General features: G+C 43.9%; 17 protein-coding genes. 9 read left to right on the forward strand and 8 right to left on the reverse strand.

All coding sequences use genetic code 11. The annotated features are described in order from the left end of the window. Positions 1–199 precede the first annotated feature (199 nt). The 3 genes from trxA to IP485_RS12605 form a co-directional block, all read right to left on the reverse strand. The gene (gene trxA / locus IP485_RS12595; RefSeq protein ID WP_198327497.1) at positions 200–637 is read right to left on the reverse strand and encodes a thioredoxin; all 438 of its coding nucleotides are present in this window, start codon (positions 635–637) and stop codon (positions 200–202) included. 86 nt (positions 638–723) lie between these two features. Continuing rightward, positions 724–1,344: a class I SAM-dependent methyltransferase gene (locus tag IP485_RS12600; RefSeq protein ID WP_198327498.1), complete on the reverse strand. Its 621-nt coding sequence runs from the start codon at positions 1,342–1,344 to the stop codon at positions 724–726. A 161-nt stretch (positions 1,345–1,505) separates the two neighbouring features. After that, positions 1,506–2,378 carry an MBL fold metallo-hydrolase gene (locus IP485_RS12605; RefSeq protein ID WP_198327500.1) on the reverse strand — a complete coding sequence of 291 codons (873 nt, stop codon included), beginning with the start codon at positions 2,376–2,378 and terminating at the stop codon, positions 1,506–1,508. Positions 2,379–2,730: 352 nt separating this feature from the next. Here IP485_RS12605 and IP485_RS12610 point away from each other — a divergent pair, with 352 nt between their 5' ends. From IP485_RS12610 to IP485_RS12635, 6 genes are all read left to right on the forward strand, one after another. After that, positions 2,731–3,036, forward strand: coding sequence for an ArsR/SmtB family transcription factor (locus tag IP485_RS12610; protein ID WP_265087587.1), 306 nt, complete (start codon positions 2,731–2,733; stop codon positions 3,034–3,036). 54 nt (positions 3,037–3,090) lie between these two features. Further along, positions 3,091–4,800, forward strand: coding sequence for a SulP family inorganic anion transporter (locus IP485_RS12615; protein WP_198327502.1), 1,710 nt, complete (start codon positions 3,091–3,093; stop codon positions 4,798–4,800). A gap of 187 nt (positions 4,801–4,987) precedes the next feature. Next, positions 4,988–5,314, forward strand: coding sequence for a beta-lactamase hydrolase domain-containing protein (locus IP485_RS12620; protein ID WP_198327504.1), 327 nt, complete (start codon positions 4,988–4,990; stop codon positions 5,312–5,314). Positions 5,315–5,450: 136 nt separating this feature from the next. After that, on the forward strand, positions 5,451–5,783 hold the full coding sequence (locus tag IP485_RS12625) for a TIGR01244 family sulfur transferase (protein WP_198327506.1): 333 nt from the start codon (positions 5,451–5,453) through the stop codon (positions 5,781–5,783). Positions 5,784–6,148: 365 nt separating this feature from the next. Continuing rightward, complete coding sequence (locus IP485_RS12630; RefSeq protein WP_198327508.1) at positions 6,149–7,009, forward strand: bile acid:sodium symporter family protein; 861 nt, start codon at positions 6,149–6,151, stop codon at positions 7,007–7,009. 280 nt (positions 7,010–7,289) lie between these two features. Beyond that, positions 7,290–8,039, forward strand: coding sequence for a glutathione S-transferase family protein (locus IP485_RS12635; protein WP_227686544.1), 750 nt, complete (start codon positions 7,290–7,292; stop codon positions 8,037–8,039). Between the two features lie 62 nt (positions 8,040–8,101). Here the strand turns inward: IP485_RS12635 and IP485_RS12640 are convergent, their stop codons facing one another. Further along, positions 8,102–9,550 (reverse strand): alanine/glycine:cation symporter family protein, encoded by a 1,449-nt coding sequence (locus IP485_RS12640; RefSeq protein ID WP_194364636.1) that lies wholly within the window; start codon positions 9,548–9,550, stop codon positions 8,102–8,104. A 273-nt stretch (positions 9,551–9,823) separates the two neighbouring features. Beyond that, positions 9,824–11,401 carry an alkyl hydroperoxide reductase subunit F gene (ahpF, locus tag IP485_RS12645; protein WP_198327510.1) on the reverse strand — a complete coding sequence of 526 codons (1,578 nt, stop codon included), beginning with the start codon at positions 11,399–11,401 and terminating at the stop codon, positions 9,824–9,826. Between the two features lie 361 nt (positions 11,402–11,762). Here ahpF and IP485_RS12650 point away from each other — a divergent pair, with 361 nt between their 5' ends. Continuing rightward, entirely contained in the window at positions 11,763–12,002 is a 240-nt protein-coding gene (locus tag IP485_RS12650) for a YdcH family protein (protein ID WP_194364634.1), read from the forward strand. Between the two features lie 148 nt (positions 12,003–12,150). Here the strand turns inward: IP485_RS12650 and ahpC are convergent, their stop codons facing one another. Then, entirely contained in the window at positions 12,151–12,717 is a 567-nt protein-coding gene (gene ahpC, locus IP485_RS12655) for an alkyl hydroperoxide reductase subunit C (protein ID WP_198327512.1), read from the reverse strand. A 268-nt stretch (positions 12,718–12,985) separates the two neighbouring features. Here ahpC and IP485_RS12660 point away from each other — a divergent pair, with 268 nt between their 5' ends. Further along, the gene (locus IP485_RS12660) at positions 12,986–13,894 is read left to right on the forward strand and encodes a hydrogen peroxide-inducible genes activator (RefSeq protein ID WP_198327514.1); all 909 of its coding nucleotides are present in this window, start codon (positions 12,986–12,988) and stop codon (positions 13,892–13,894) included. A 23-nt stretch (positions 13,895–13,917) separates the two neighbouring features. Beyond that, positions 13,918–14,601: a hypothetical protein gene (locus IP485_RS12665; RefSeq protein ID WP_198327516.1), complete on the forward strand. Its 684-nt coding sequence runs from the start codon at positions 13,918–13,920 to the stop codon at positions 14,599–14,601. Here the strand turns inward: IP485_RS12665 and IP485_RS12670 are convergent. Both IP485_RS12670 and IP485_RS12675 read right to left on the reverse strand, forming a co-directional pair. Next, on the reverse strand, positions 14,575–15,177 hold the full coding sequence (locus IP485_RS12670; RefSeq protein ID WP_198327518.1) for a methyltransferase domain-containing protein: 603 nt from the start codon (positions 15,175–15,177) through the stop codon (positions 14,575–14,577). The genes IP485_RS12665 and IP485_RS12670 overlap by 27 nt on opposite strands. Before the next feature lie 242 nt (positions 15,178–15,419). After that, the gene (locus tag IP485_RS12675; protein ID WP_198327520.1) at positions 15,420–16,031 is read right to left on the reverse strand and encodes a M48 family metallopeptidase; all 612 of its coding nucleotides are present in this window, start codon (positions 16,029–16,031) and stop codon (positions 15,420–15,422) included. Positions 16,032–16,111: the final 80 nt, after the last annotated feature.

Here is a 16,111-nt window from a genome sequence, read left to right on the forward strand (position 1 = left end):
ATAACCTCAAATATATCATCTTGCTTCGGCTATCACCCCTCCTTCAATTCCTCAGCATACTTTTTGATACACCACCAGCCATCGTTATGACACCATAAAAAAGCCAATACGCGATAAACGTATTGGCTTTTTTGACGACTGATATTTTGGTATCTAAATACAATCACTTGTATCGGATAGCATCCCAAATCTCTGAACACTACGGTTGTAAACTTTGTACCCACTGAATGATTTGATGACTGGGTAATGCACCTGATTGCCGCGCCACCTCCCTACCGTTCCTAAAAGCGACCATCGTCGGTAAGCTGCGAATATTATAAGGTGCAGCTGCTTGCTCGTATTTGTCGGTTTGTATTTTGGCAAAGACCACCTGCGGCAACTGACTGGCAGCAACCTTGAACTCTGGTGCCATCATGATACAAGGCTGACACCAGCTTGCCCAAAAGTCTACAATGGTCAATACCTCATTTTTTTGAATGACCTTATTAGCTGTCTGCGCATTGAGCTCATGTGGGCTAGCTGTTAGCAATGCTTGACTGCATTTGCCGCATTTCGGGTCAGCACTGAGCCGAGCTACAGGTAAACGATTGGTTGCTTGGCAATGTGGACATACTAAATGAAAACTCTGGTCACTCATCATTTGATTCCTATTTTAATTATTCTAATCGTTTTGTTATCTTGCAGACTCTTCATTAGGGTCTGTTGAACATTCATATTTGTTCTCTATGCTGTTTGCTGTGCCACGCCGCTATATACGTAGCTCATCGGTCGTGGACCTGGCAAATACGCTTCGCTCAACTCATCGATGACAAAACCAGCTTCTCTAATGATAGATGGAATATCACGATTCAGATGACAACCACCTGCCATCGGTTTCCAAAAAGGTGTCAATCGATGCTGCCAACGCTTAACAGAGATATCTGGCGCTAAGCCGTGCTCACAAAATAGTAAGCGTCCGCTAGGTTTTAGCACGCGTGCCATCTCTTTGAGTGCGGCTACTGGGTCATCAATACTACACAATGTAAAAGTCATGACAATGGTATCAAATTGATCCGTATCAGCATGAATACCTTGTACATCAACGGCTATCACTTGCACTGGAATACTAATGTCAGCGGCTCGTTTGCGAGCGAGCGACTGCATCTGCGCTGCTGGATCGACACCGATAATAGAGGAGACTTTTTTAGCATCATAAAACTGCAAATTTAGACCACTGCCAATACCAATTTCTAACACCTCACCTAGTGCCTGAGGGACGATTTTAGATCGCGCTTTCATCACATAACCTGTACTACAAGTGATATCTATCAGCTTTGGCAATACATAACGCTCATACGGATTCATTGCTCTCTCCAGTTATTGCCGCACTTAGCGCTTGCAGTTGGTCATACACAGCATCTATAAAACGGACAGTCTACAGATTAGCATTCTTATAGATATTAATCATACGATACTTACGTAGAGCTGCATCGGGTAACGATTTTTCAGTTATTTCATTGTTTAACTTATCCACCGAGTACATTAATCGGTACTTTTAGATAACGCGTACCATTGTCTTCTGGCTCCGGAAATTTTCCTGCATCGATATTGATTTGCACTGCTGGAATAATCAAGCGCGGCATATCCAGCGTGGCATCACGGCGCTCACGCATCTGTACAAACTCAGCTTCGTTTATACTGTCTTTGACATGGATGTTTTCTAGCTTTTGCGCTGCGACCGTCGTGGTTGGGCAATGTTTTCGTCCTTCGCCTGGATAATCATGACACAGATACATAGTCGTATCTTCGGGAAGCGCCAATAGCTTTTGGATAGATTGATACAAAGTTTTGGCATCACCGCCAGGGAAATCACAGCGGGCTGTACCCACATCAGGCGCAAACAAGGTATCACCAACGAACACTACTGTTTTTTCGTTATCATGAGCCAGATAAGCCATATCAGCACGGGTATGACCGGGCACGTACATCGCAGTGATGGTAATACTGCCAAGTGCTAGCGTCTCACCTTCATCTGTCAAAATATCAAACTGACTGGCATCGGTGCGAAAGCTGGTATCGAAGTTAAAGATTTGCTTAAAGATTTTTTGTACTTCGGTAATATGCTGACCGATGACTAATTGCCCGCCCAGACTATCTTTGACATGGATTGCAGCCGATAGATGATCTGCATGGGCATGGGTCTCAATGATGTACTGAAGCGACCAGCCCTGCTCACGTACGAATTCAATGACTTCATCAACACTACTGGTATTCGTTCTGCCTGATTTGGCATCAAAGTTTAATACTGGATCAATGATGGCGCATAACTGCTGCTCGACATCGGCGAGTACATGGGTATAGGTTTCTGTGTCACTGTCTAAAAAAGAATGAACTTGCATGGCTACCTCTTTATTTATATATGACCATTCATACCACAGTAATTTTTATTTCTAATTAACCTTAAGTGTGATAGGCAGTCGTATATAATATACATTTGTGTTGACGATTTATTTGTTATATCTAATATAGCAACCACTCTATAGTTTATCAATTTATATAATGTAAATAATGATAACTTGATATGTTGCCTGATATCCTTGATAATCAACTATATATTGTTCAGCAGTACGGCGATGTCTATCGTCATGTTTATACAAGGAGCTTATTCTGGCTACTTCTACTTCAGCAGTAGATACCTCTACTCACAGCGCTAATGATGATGCGTTATCAGATAGTGCGGACTTTGCCCCTATGGATCTGGCCAAACAAATGCAGCAAGCATCGATGCAAGCCAGCCAATTGCTAAAGTCGCTATCACATCCTGATCGCTTGCTGCTGCTCTGTCAGTTGACACAAGGTGAGTACTGCGTCGGCGAACTTGAGAGTTTGGTCGGTGTTGGGCAACCAAGCTTGTCGCAACAGCTAGGTATCTTGCGTAAAGATGCGCTGGTTACGACACGCCGCGAAGGTAAGCAAATCTACTATAGTATCGCAAGTGATGATGCGTTAGCCGTACTAGAGCTGCTTTATCAGAGATTTTGTGCCAAAACCGAATAACGCCGTACTCGCCTAACTATTTTATGCTGCTTTCTATATTGGTGATGTATTGATATGTCTTCTATCGCTGCTCGTCTGATTCCCAGTTGGCTGCGCCAATACCAGCTTACAGCGTTACCGACTGATTTGGTCGCAGGGCTTGTGGTGGGCGTATTGGTCATACCGCAGAGCTTAGGCTATGCCGTACTTGCAGGGTTGCCGCCTGTGTATGGGCTCTATGCAGCCATTGTCCCTGTGCTCGTCTACGCTTGGCTTGGCTCAAGTAACGTACAAGCCGTGGGCCCTGTTGCGATCACTGCCATTATGACGGCCAGTGGGCTACTGCCTTATGCTGAGCAGGGCACTGAGCAATATGCACTGATGGCGAGTCTGTTGGCACTGATGGTAGGCGCATTACTGTGGATTGCCGGACGGTTAAAGCTTGGCTGGATCATGCAGTTTATCAGTCGCGGGGTCTCAGCAGGGTTTGTGAGCGGGGCTGCCGTGCTGATATTTATAAGCCAGCTCAAGTACCTGATGGCAATTCCCATCACTGGCAGTAGCTTAATTGGCTACTTATCTACCATGCAATTGTATGTGAATCAGCTACATCCACTGACGCTACTGATCGGTGTCGTAGCTTTTGTACTGCTGGTTGCCAACCGCTACGCGAGCGGGTGGGTATGGCAAACGTGGCTGTCATCGTCCTATGCTAAATGGGCAGAACGCCTGTTTCCACTTATCTTATTAGGTTTAGCCATCGTTCTGAGTATGGCGCTACATTGGGATTCACGTGGCGTTGCGACCATTGGTAGTATACCGCGTGGGTTACCAAGCTTTACGCTGCCACATGTGACAGACTTACAAGAAGCGCTCAAGCTCTTACCCACAGCGGGTCTGATGGCGCTTATCATCTTTGTATCGAGCAGCTCAGTGGCCAGCACTTATGCACGGCTACGCGGCGAAAAATTTGATGCCAACCGTGAGCTGACTGGGCTAGGGCTCGCCAATTTATCTGGTGGACTGTTTCAGAGTTTTGCAGTTGCAGGTGGATTTTCGCGTACCGCTATCAATGTCGACTCAGGTGCAAAGACACCGCTTGCCAGCCTCGTGACTGTGCTGATCATGATTGCTGCACTGGTCGCCTTTAGCGATGCGCTTGCCCCGCTACCCTACGCGCTGTTGGGTGCCACCATCATGGCCTCTATCATTGGACTGATAGATATCGCCACCTTAAAGTCAGCTTGGCAGCGTGATCGCTTGGATGGTGCCAGTTTTTTGGCAGCGTTCATCGGGGTGCTCATATTTGGGCTAAACACCGGACTGGTCATCGGTCTGATGGTGTCATTCGCCAGTTTAATTTGGCAGTCAAGCAAACCCCACGTTGCCATCGTTGGGCAGTTAGGCAATACGGGACACTTTCGCAATATCAATCGCCACGACGTTGTGACGTTTGATAATTTATTGATGCTACGTATCGATGAGAGTTTGTTTTTTGGTAATAGTGAGTCCGTACATCATCGTATTCTCAATGCCATGCAGCAGCATCCACAGGCGCACGAGATTGTTCTCATCATGGCCGCTGTCAATCATATTGACCTGACTGCTCAAGAGATGCTTTGCACCTTAAACCACGAGTTAACATTACAGAATAAGCGCTTACATTTTAGCTTCATCAAAGGCCCTGTCATGGACATTATCGGTCATACTCCATTGGTGACTGAGCTATCAGGGCAGGTTTATCTAAGTACCTTAGATGCCGTCGATGCCTTAAAGAAAATCTAGTACTAATATTATGTTAGTGGCTACTCCTCAAATGTTATTGTCGTCTACAACACAATATCGCTATGATAGCGCCTGTGTTATCCTAGACCAACTGAGTAGCTGCACGTTATGCTCAGAATAGTATGCTCACACGATTTGATAAGCTTTAATAAAAAACACCCCTTAACAAACACAATTGATCCCATTTATGACCGATGAATTAACGATTTATAAGCAAATATACCCAAGCCAATGTATGAAGATTGCTGAGCTTGGCTATCGCTCTGTGCTCAATATACGCCCAGATGCTGAAATTGAGACACAGCCTAACAGTTGTGACTTAGCGACGGCGACCAAGGCAGCCAACCTAGCCTACCATCATCTACCCTTTGATGATGAGCGCTTGAGTCTGTTTACTGTGGAGCAGTTTGCTAATTTTTATCACTCAATGCCAAAGCCCATACTAATGTTTTGTGGTACTGGCGCACGTGCCAAACTGCTGTATCAAAGTGCTTTGATGCAAGGTCTACTATAAAGATAGTTGCATTTATAAAGACTGTTACGATGTTTACATAGCTCATCTTTAGAAGTTGATGGATTCAGATTAGGCTTAGCACTGTATTCAAACAACCGATATACCCTTTTCATATAGACAATAATAAGGAGCTCTCATGAGCCATGAAGTTAGCTTTACCGGCCAAATCACCCCTGATCAAGTACCAATGATTGCCGAAAATGGTTTTAAAACCATCATCAATAACCGTCCAGATGGTGAAGAGCCAAATCAACCAACCAGCGCAGAGATTGAAGCGGCAGCTAAAGAAGCGGGACTGGCTTACAAAGAAATATCATTTGCTGGTAACGAGCTTAACCAAATCCACGTCGAAACGTTTGCTGATTTCTTTAACCAAGCTGAGCAGCCAATGCTGATATTCTGCCGTACTGGTAACCGCTCAAACGGGATCTATGAAGCCGCCAAGCAAATGGACTTGCTGGATGACTAGTTTGGATAAATAGTACTGCTTAACTGACGAGATAATCAACAAATTTGGCCCACAGTATCTTGTGGGCTTTTTATTATGAGTAGAATCTCACTGCCGATGTACACGATAAAAACCTCTATAGTCACACCCAGTGGGTTACCAAACGCACGTAATACTACTACTATTGATCAAAGCACGTGATCTCTCTAAGAGGATTCACCGTTTAGATGTAAGATAGATAAACACTTAACTCTCTAAATACTTAGATGCTTAAACAATTTCACACATGGACTGTGAGCAGCTGCGCGATACGCGTATAAGCCTACTACTGTTTCTTTTTTAAAAGCCATCTTGATATGGCACTGTAGTTTTACAAGGAATGTTTGATGAACAACACTGCGTTAGCATTACTCCCACTGGCACTCGCCTACATCATGTTTACCCTAGGAGCAGGTTTAAAGCTCAGTGATTTCAAAGTCATTGCCAATAATCCAAAAGCCTTCTTTGTCGGTCTCGTCAATCAAGTTGTTTTTGTGCCTTTAGTGGCCTTAGCAGTAGTACTTATCACTACACCGCCGCCAACCATTGCCTTTGGTATTATGCTGATTAGTTTTTGCCCAGGCGGCGTGACCAGCAATATGCTGACCTTTTATGCCAAAGGCAATGTCGCCCTGTCTGTCGCATTGACCGGCGTGGTCAGTCTGCTATCGGTCATCACCTTGCCAATATTTATCACCTTAGCGTTTGATCATTTCATGAAAGACCAAGCGGGCTCTATTAGCGCGGTAAAGATTGGTCTAGTGATGTTTTTATTGACCACGTTGCCTGTGACGCTTGGTATGCTCGCTCGCCGCAAGTTCACTAACTTTATGGTCAGCAAAAGCGGCATTTTAAATGGTATCGCCAGTATCTTCTTTGTGCTGATTGTCTTCGCTGCGGTCGCTTCTAACTGGGCATTACTCAAATCACAAGCGACTGCCATTGGGCTAGAGCTTGTCTTTATTATTGTCATATTATTTGCTTTGAGTATGTTGACGTCTAAGCTATTAAAGCTTAGTTGGTTTGATACCAAGACCGTGTCGATAGAAACCAGCATTCAAAACAGTACCACTGCCATCACCTTAGCCCCCATTATCATGGGAACGGCAGCAGGTCTGCCTGCCATTGCCCTACCTGCTGCCCTGTATGGCGTACTGATGTATGTGGTTGCCATTCCTGTTATTGCGTTGATCAGAAATAAAAACTGATGATATTGAATGCAAAAATATAGAAAGCCCGCCCAAATATTGAATGGGCTTTTTTTAGAAGATTATTTGAGTGAAAAAATAATACTTAAATGACAGAAATATCGCTCAAATTATAGACTGGTACACTTTCAATATTGAGTACATATAGTCAGTTCAATATAATTTCGATACAAGGAAACCGAGTGCAAGTTATGCATTAGTATGCTTAGCGAGGATGACGATGTAGCGGATTTATATAGGCTTGACTATAATAAAAAATTGATATGGCTAATAGGACTGTATGATGCAAAAACCGCTACTTATCATCGGCAATAAAAATTACTCCTCTTGGTCGCTACGAGCTTGGCTGCTGCTCAAAGCATTCGATGTTGATTTTGATGAGCAGCTTATCGAACTGTTCCATCCATCAGCACGTCCAACGCTTGAAGCGTATTCACCAACGGACAAAGTACCTATATTGGTCTATGGTGAGGACGATAAGCAAGTAACCGTCTGGGATACGCTGGCCATTGCGATACATATTAATGAGTACTTTACGGATAGTGATATTTGGACAGGCATAAAGAAGTCTAACGCTAGCGCACAGCATGACAGTCAAAGTAGAATAAATAGTGCCTACTGCCAAAGTATCGTGGCGGAGATGCATTCAGGATTGACAGGTATTCGTAACGAGATGCCTATGAATATCAGAGCAACCGCTAAGATACAACCAAGCGACGCGTGCTTAGCAGATATTGCTCGCATTGAGAGTATTTTTGCTGATTGTTTAAAAGGACGCTCAGAAAACAGTTTCTTATTTGGAGATGTCACAGCAGCTGATGTCTTCTTTGCCCCAGTGGTACTGCGATTACAGACCTATGCCGATGCCTCTGATATCGAACTCAAACCACTGACCAAGCAATATTGCCAAACCATGATGAATAACCCGCACATACTAGCGTGGCAACAGTCAGCACTAGCAGAGACACGGGTTATTGAAGAAGATGAAGCGGGTGAGATTTTGTCACTTGTGGGCGTACTAGCCAATTAAAAAAACCACTTTAACTGACGTTAAAGTGGTTTTTTATTTGATAAGACTTCAAGCATAACGTTTTACTGCTTTTGCTCTAATGCTTCTTTTACGGCTTTTTTACCCCATGCACTCAGATCGAGATCCAGTTTTTCATACTCTTGTGCATCGAATAACGGCTCTTTAACCCCTGCTTTTAATTGACCTGCAAAGTCGTCAAGTAGACGCTTGGCTCGCGGAAACAACATAATCAAGGCCAATAAGTTTGCTAGTGCTAGCACGCCCATTAGCGGGTCAGCAAAGAAGAACACTGCGGTTGCCGTAGGTGCTACTGCTCCCAAGAACAATATCGCAATCACGACAATTCGTAACACCAAGGTCGCCATTTTGATATTCTTCTTAACCAAGAAGTTAATCGCATTTTCGCCCATATAGTAGTTATACATGATAGAGCTTAGTGCAAACAGCAATAGTGAGATGGTTAACACATACTGTGACCAATCACCAAGTTGAGCGGTCAGCGCTTGCTGTGCTAGTACAATACCATCGATTTCAGCACCGGGTTGATATACACCACTCAGCAAAATCATGAATGCCGTAGCACTACACACGACGATCGTATCAATAAACACAGACAGTGACTGTGAGATACCTTGACTGACAGGATGCGTGGCATAAGCAGTAGCAGCGATATTAGGTGCAGAACCCAAACCTGCCTCATTCGAGAATAAGCCGCGCTTCATGCCTTGCTCAATTGCCACACCGATACCACCGCCTACGACAGATTCAATACCAAACGCATTTTTAACAATCATCGCCATCAATGCAGGCAGTTCGGTGATATTAAGCACGATAACAATCAGCGCCATACCAATATAGATTAAGGCCATCACAGGAATGACAACATCGGCTACTTTTGCAATGCGCTGGATACCGCCAAAGACGATAAAACCGCCTGCAACCACTAGTACTGCACCTGATATCCAGCGATCAATGCCGAAACTTTCAAGCGCAGAACCTGCCACCGTATTGCCTTGGAATGCCACAAACCCAATAGAGAAAGACAGTAGTAGCGAGATCGCATAAATGACGGCGAGCCAGCGATAATCTTTACCTAAACCATGCAGGATATAGGTTGCAGGGCCGCCGCGAAAGTTACCATCATTGTCTCTACGCTTGTACAGCTGAGCCAAACTACACTCAACAATACTGGTCATCATGCCAATGAGGGCCACAACCCACATCCAAAAAACCGCACCAGGGCCACCTAAAGAGATCGCAACGGCAACACCAGCAATATTACCACCGCCAACACGCCCACCGATCGACACCAGCAACGCCTGACGGGCAGAAATGCCGTCATCCCCTACTTCATCCGTCTTAAACACACGGAACATACGTTTAAAATATGTAAACTGGGCGAACTTGCCCACAATGGTAAATAACAAACCAAAAATAATTAACATAGGCACGAGTGCCCAGCCCCACGTTAGATCCCCGACTAGGGCAAAAAAAGATTCTATATATTCCATGGCTATTTTCCTTATAGTTCATGACGCTATGATAGGTTTTATTGGGCTTATTATCGCATCTAAGACCCGTATTTGTAACGAAAATGGCGCATTTGTAACGTAAATGATAATATTCTTCAAGAGAAATTGCTTTGTTCACTCATCCAAATGACTGGTTTCTAAACTTTAGGCGCTATTCTATAGAAAAATTCCTACACAAGCGCAAAAAAACCACCTCAAAAGAGGTGGCTTCTTAGACTAACTTTACTGCTGCATAGCGTAGACCGAAACAGCTTACTGCATGACCAAATATTCAAACGCTGACAATGCCGCTTTACTACCCTCACCCATCGCGATGTTAATCTGCTTAAATGGCACGGTGGTTACATCACCGCAAGCAAAGATGCCTTTGCGATCGGTACGGCAGCGCTCATCAATTTCAATCTCACCAAAGCGGTTTAAATCTACAAAGCCTTTGATGAATCCAGTGTTTGGTACCAGACCAATCTGTACGAATACTCCTGATAAATCACGCTCATGGTTCTCACCAGTACTGCGATCTTGATACACGATTGAAGACACTTTGCCATCAGTCGCTTTGATCTCTTGGGTGGCTACCCCTGTGATGAACTCGATGTTGGTTTTTTCTTTGGCTTTATTGATGAGTACCTGATCAGCTTTTAGATCATCAGCGAACTCAAGCACAGTGACGTGATTGACGATACCTGCCAAATCTAGTGCCGCCTCGACACCTGAGTTACCACCGCCGATGACTGAGATATCTTTACCCTTAAAGAAAGGGCCATCACAATGCGCACAGAATGCCACGCCTTTACCAATGTTTTCTTCTTCGCCCGGTACACCCAGCTTGCGCCACTGAGCACCAGTCGCTAGGATGATACTGCGAGTCTCAAACGTCTCGCCCGTGTTTAACTGGATACGGTAGTTCTCTTCTTCAGTCTCGCCGATGTCTTTGACACTCACATGCTCTTTTAGTGTGATGTTGTATTCGGCCAAATGCTTGACGAAATTGGTCGATAAGTCTGTACCATTGGTCAGCGGTACTGAAATCAAGTTTTCGATATCCTGTGTGTCTTTCACCTGTCCACCGATACGATCAGCGACCATGGTTACTTTCAGACCTTTACGTGCTGTATAGATGGCAGCCGCCACGCCTGCAGGACCAGCACCAATGATAGTAACGTCTTGCTGCTCTAATTGCTCAGCATCGTCTTCTACTTCTGACAGTAGATCTGGAAACTGTTCTTGTAATTTTCCGATCAATTTAGCCGTATCGATTAAGCCATTAGCAAAAGGTTTACCGTTTAAAAATACTGCTGGTACGCCTTGGATTTTGTTCGCTTCTACTTGCTCTTGGAACAAGGCGCCATCGATCATCTCATTGCTAATACCATCATTTAATAGCGCAAATTGATTCAATGCTTGAACCACTTCTGGACAACTGTGGCAAGACAACGACACATAGGTCTGGAACTGTAATGGCTTATTAAAACGCTTGACCAGCTTTTGGATACCTTCATCCAATTTAAGCGTATGACCACCAGCCTGCAAGATTGCCAAAATCAATGAAGTAAACTCGTGGCCGCCTGGGATACCGCTGAATACAATACCAGTATCAGCTGACACACCTTCAACATGACTCACTACTTTGAAGCTAATCGCACTAGGTAGGCTATCATCAGTTGCTGCTGCATCGAAATTGATTTTATCGGTTGTACCCGCAATCTTGGTCAAAAAATCCACCAATTCTGCACGTTTTGTATGTGTACCCGTACCCAATACGAAGGTAATTGGGCGGGTCATATTTTCGCTGTAGCTCTTAACGGCATCTAATAAATTTTGGTCTATCATGTTTGTTCCTCATTATGGCTGAATATGTAACGGCAACTGTCATGCTGCGCGTCTAAATATAAAATAGTTGGGATTAATAATTTTGTATAAAACGTAATATGTAGTGGGCTTGTACCCTTTGATGTCCCTATTATCAGGTGTTTGAGGGATTTGGGCAAGCTGAGAAACTCAAACTTTATGTTTTATAAAACCAATCGTTATTTAACTTAATAAATTAAATACAAATACACTGACAGATAATAGACGTGGTTTCTAAGGGGTTTTTTCGCTACAATCGAGAATAGTTCTTACGTTACACCGCCTTTTACAACAATACGCAACTGCTTATGACAAGCTTGCGTTTCATGACAAGGATGAACACATGAGAAAAACAGATACCTTCCACGACAATAAAGATATTATTGCCGAGCTAAAGCTCAAAGACAGTCATTTTGCGAGTATTTTCGATGAGCATACTGAGCTTGATCAAAAGATCAATTATCTCGAAAAAGATTTGGTAAAGCATGCCAGTCGTGACGAAGAAATAGAACAAATGAAACGACGGAAGTTGCATCTCAAAGACGAGATCTATAGAACCATAGATGCCAACCAAGCAGGTTAAGACTGATACTTATAAAGTATATAACTACATAGCATACAAGCAAAAAAAAGACCCCATCAACAATCGCTGATAGGGTCTTTTTAGTTGTACTGGTTTGACCTAACGGTATCGACCAATACTATATTTACTTAAGCAGTGAAATATCTACTTAGATTTTACCAACTAGGTCAAGACTTGGCTTCAATGTCTCGCCGCCTTGTTCCCAAGCTGCTGGGCAAACTTCGCCGTCGTTTTCACGAACATACTGTGCCGCTTTTACTTTGCGTAGCATGTCTTTTGCACTACGGCCGATACCACCAGCATGAATCTCAGCTACTTGAATTAAGCCATCAGGATCTACTAGGAAAGTACCGCGTTCAGCCAAACCTGCTTCTTCGATCATCACGTTAAAGCCGCGAGTGATACGACCAGTAGGATCGCCGATCATTGGATACTGTACTTTACCAATGGCTTCTGAAGAATCATGCCATGCTTTGTGCGTGAAATGCGTGTCAGTTGATACTGAGTATACTTCAACACCAAGGCCTTTAAGCTCGTCGTAATGAGCAGCCATGTCTTCAAGCTCAGTTGGGCAAACAAAAGTAAAATCAGCTGGGTAGAATAAGAAAATTGCCCAGTTGCCTTTTACGTCTTCTGAAGTGATGGTTTTAAACTCACCGTTTACGTACGCATCTGCTGAAAATTCTGGGATTTCTTGATTAATGATAGACGCCATGATTGGATCCTTTATAGTGAAGTAAATTGAAAATTATTTATATGGTTTTTCAGATTAACCCTTAATGAATCTGGGCTACCCGACAAACTATACGCGAATTCTATGGTTAATCCAGTTAAAAGTTTTTAATGTGATGTTTTGTTTTATTAAACTTGTTAAACTATTCTCTCTATACTTTATCACTGGTTCATAATTGGTAATTTACTGCCTTATAAAGGTCAACTAAGCATAATAATTTGCATGAAAAACCCATTAAAAGAGAGGTTTTATGATTACTTTACGACAACTTGAGTTTGCTCTAGCCGTAGCCAAACATCGTCATTTTAAACGCGCAGCAGAAGACTGTAATATCTCACAATCTGCCCTAAGCTTGGGTATTGCCGAATTAGAAAAACAGCTGGATACGCAGATTTTTGAGCGTAATAACAAACAGGTACTGATTACCCCTATCGGTCAGGACATCCTCACACGGGCACAGCGAGTGTTTTCTGAAGTCAGTGATTTGACCACGCGCGCGCACAGCCATCAGACGCCGCTAGCTTACCCCATGACCGTGGGCATCATTCCAACGATTGCACCGTACTTGCTGCCAAAAGTACTGCCTGCACTGCGTGCTCAATATCCTGAGTTCCGTATGAACATCGTTGAGCAACAAACTGAGCGTCTGCTCGAACAAGTGCGTTACGGTCATATTGACACCGCTATCATTGCGCTGCCCTATGCGGTCGATGGGTTACACAGTTTTGAGTTTTGGAGTGAGGACTTTTTTGCTGTATTTCCAAAAGACGATGTCCATGCCAAGCTTGAAACTATCAATGCAGACGAGCTAGCAACTGCCAATCTCATGTTACTTGGCGAAGGGCATTGCTTGACCGACCAAACGCTGTCTGTCTGTCATTTTGACCGTGCCCAAATGAAATCGAGCTTCTCAGATGCCAGTCTAAACACTTTGATTCAAATGGCACTTGCCAACATGGGCACGACGCTAGTCCCTGAGATGGCACTCGATCAGCTACATCTGCAAAACCAAGATGCCGTCGCGATACCACTGGCAGAAGACGGACCGCACCGCCATATTGCCTTTGTTACCCGTCTAAACTATGCGCGTGTTGACGATGTCAGTCTGCTTGGAGAGGTATTTAACCAAGCGTTCAAAGATGCAGCTAATACGAAATAGCTGGTAGGCAATAAAGTATGAGTATGAGCCAACTATCATCACTAAATACCGAGCTGGGAAATCGTTTTTACTTGCACTTATCTGCTATCGATAGCGATGTCACGCCAGAGCAGGCACAAATACTTTGGCAAGATATCGCAGCGCACTATAGCGAACACCAACGTGCCTATCATACCCTCGAGCATATTGAGCAATTATTCGTCCAGTTTGAGAGTATTCAGCACGTTCTGTCTGAGCCACATATCATTGCATTGGCAGTGTATTACCATGATGTAATATATGACCCAACCCGCTCAGACAATGAGTTGAGAAGTGCAGAGTATGCAGTCGATGCATTAACGCCTTATCTAAGCGATGAGCAATGCCAGCATATCTATACACTCATCATGATGACCGCTAATCATCAGATAGATACGTTAATAGACAATGACAAATACAACGACGCAGCGTATTTGTTAGATATGGACTTGAGTGTGTTGGGTACAACGTGGTCTACCTATCAGCAGTATGCAAACGCCATACGTCAAGAGTATGCGCATGTTTTAGATACACAGTACCGCGACGGGCGCACTGCCGTACTGGAGGGACTACTGGCACACCCAAGACTGTATCTGACTGACTATTATTATGAGCTGTTAGAAAACCAGGCTCGTGATAACATAAAACGCGAAATTCATTCACTACTTTGCTCGCAGCTTTATAAATAGCTCACTACCCTGCCGCGCTGGATGTGAATTATAACTGCGCTCCATAATTTCAATGTCAAAATGCGTATCAAAACGCCGCTGATATTTTTCTTTGGTACCGCCGAATGGTGGTTCATCCCGCCCAAAATCCGTATCAAACAACAATCCAATCAGCTTACCTTGTGGCTTTAGTAACTTTGCCATTTGTTGCACGTATTCATCACGTCTCGATGGATTGATCGCACAAAAAAACGTCTGCTCAAGTATCCAATCAAATTGATACTGCTCAGCTGACAAACCAAAAAAATCCGCACAAACTAAATGCTCAGAGGGGAAACTAGGATAGCGCTCTGCAAACGCCTCAATCGGCGCAGGCGCAAAATCAACCAACGTCACATTGGTAAACCCTTGCTCATATAAGTAACCCACCTCATAAGCATTACCCGCACCCGCTACCAATATCGCTTGATCTTTTGCACTCTCAGGTAACTGATCGATATAAGCTTTGAGCGGCGGTGACACTTGACCCATATCCCAACCGATACTGTCTCTCTCATAGCGCTGCTGCCAAAAACCTGCTTCACTGACGTTTTCCATATGACATCCTTGTATATAAACACGATAGTTAAACGACACGATTCGTACCGTTATTTATTATCATATCAGGCTTATTAAGGCATGTCGTCACTTTAAAAATGGTGAGGACAATGCAGTAGATTGCTATCAAACATTCCCATTAAACAAGGAGGGTAGCATAAATAATATCAAGGTATTTACTAGGCCTATCTAGGTGATTAGATAGCTAGGCGATTAGGTGATTAGATAGTTAGGTGATACGTTCAATCCAACTGACCTGTCTTGCCCGCCAGCATATTATGCCATTGCAGATAATCTGGCATGGCTGTTGCCACTGTCTGCCAGAATGCAGGGCTGTGATTGGCGTGATATAAATGACACAGCTCGTGGACAATGACGTATTCAGTACATTCGATAGGATAAGCAGGCAGATAAACGGATAGCCAAATTCGCTTTGCGCGTGTGTTACAGCTGCCCCAGCGTGTGTGCATTTTTTTCAGACGAATCTCATTGGCATGAGCGCCAACGATTGGCTGCCACTTGTCAAATAGCGATGGCATGACATCGGAGAGTTGTTGCCGATAGTATGTGACTTTTTTATCGGGATTGAGCGTAAATGATTGCTCTGCACCCCATAATAAAACTGAATTATTAGCAGCTGAAGTGTCAGACGACGTGCTCTGTCTACGTTTGTATTGCGCTAGTACTTGCGGGTGATGCATCATGGCCCAAGGTATTCGCTTGGCCACAAACTGTGCTAGCTGTGCTTTACTGATAGTCATCGGCACAGAGACCATCAGTGAATAAGGTTTTAGGCGAAAGTTAATATTTTTGACACGCTTTTTGCTGACATGCAGCTCGATACCAGCCTGCATGAGCTGTTGCCTGACAGTATCTAAACTGATGTCTACGCTAATATCCTATCTCCTTGAATGACTATTACTAAGATTCTAGT

This window comes from Psychrobacter sp. NG27 (genome assembly GCF_016106655.1).
In the GTDB taxonomy this organism is placed as follows: domain Bacteria; phylum Pseudomonadota; class Gammaproteobacteria; order Pseudomonadales; family Moraxellaceae; genus Psychrobacter.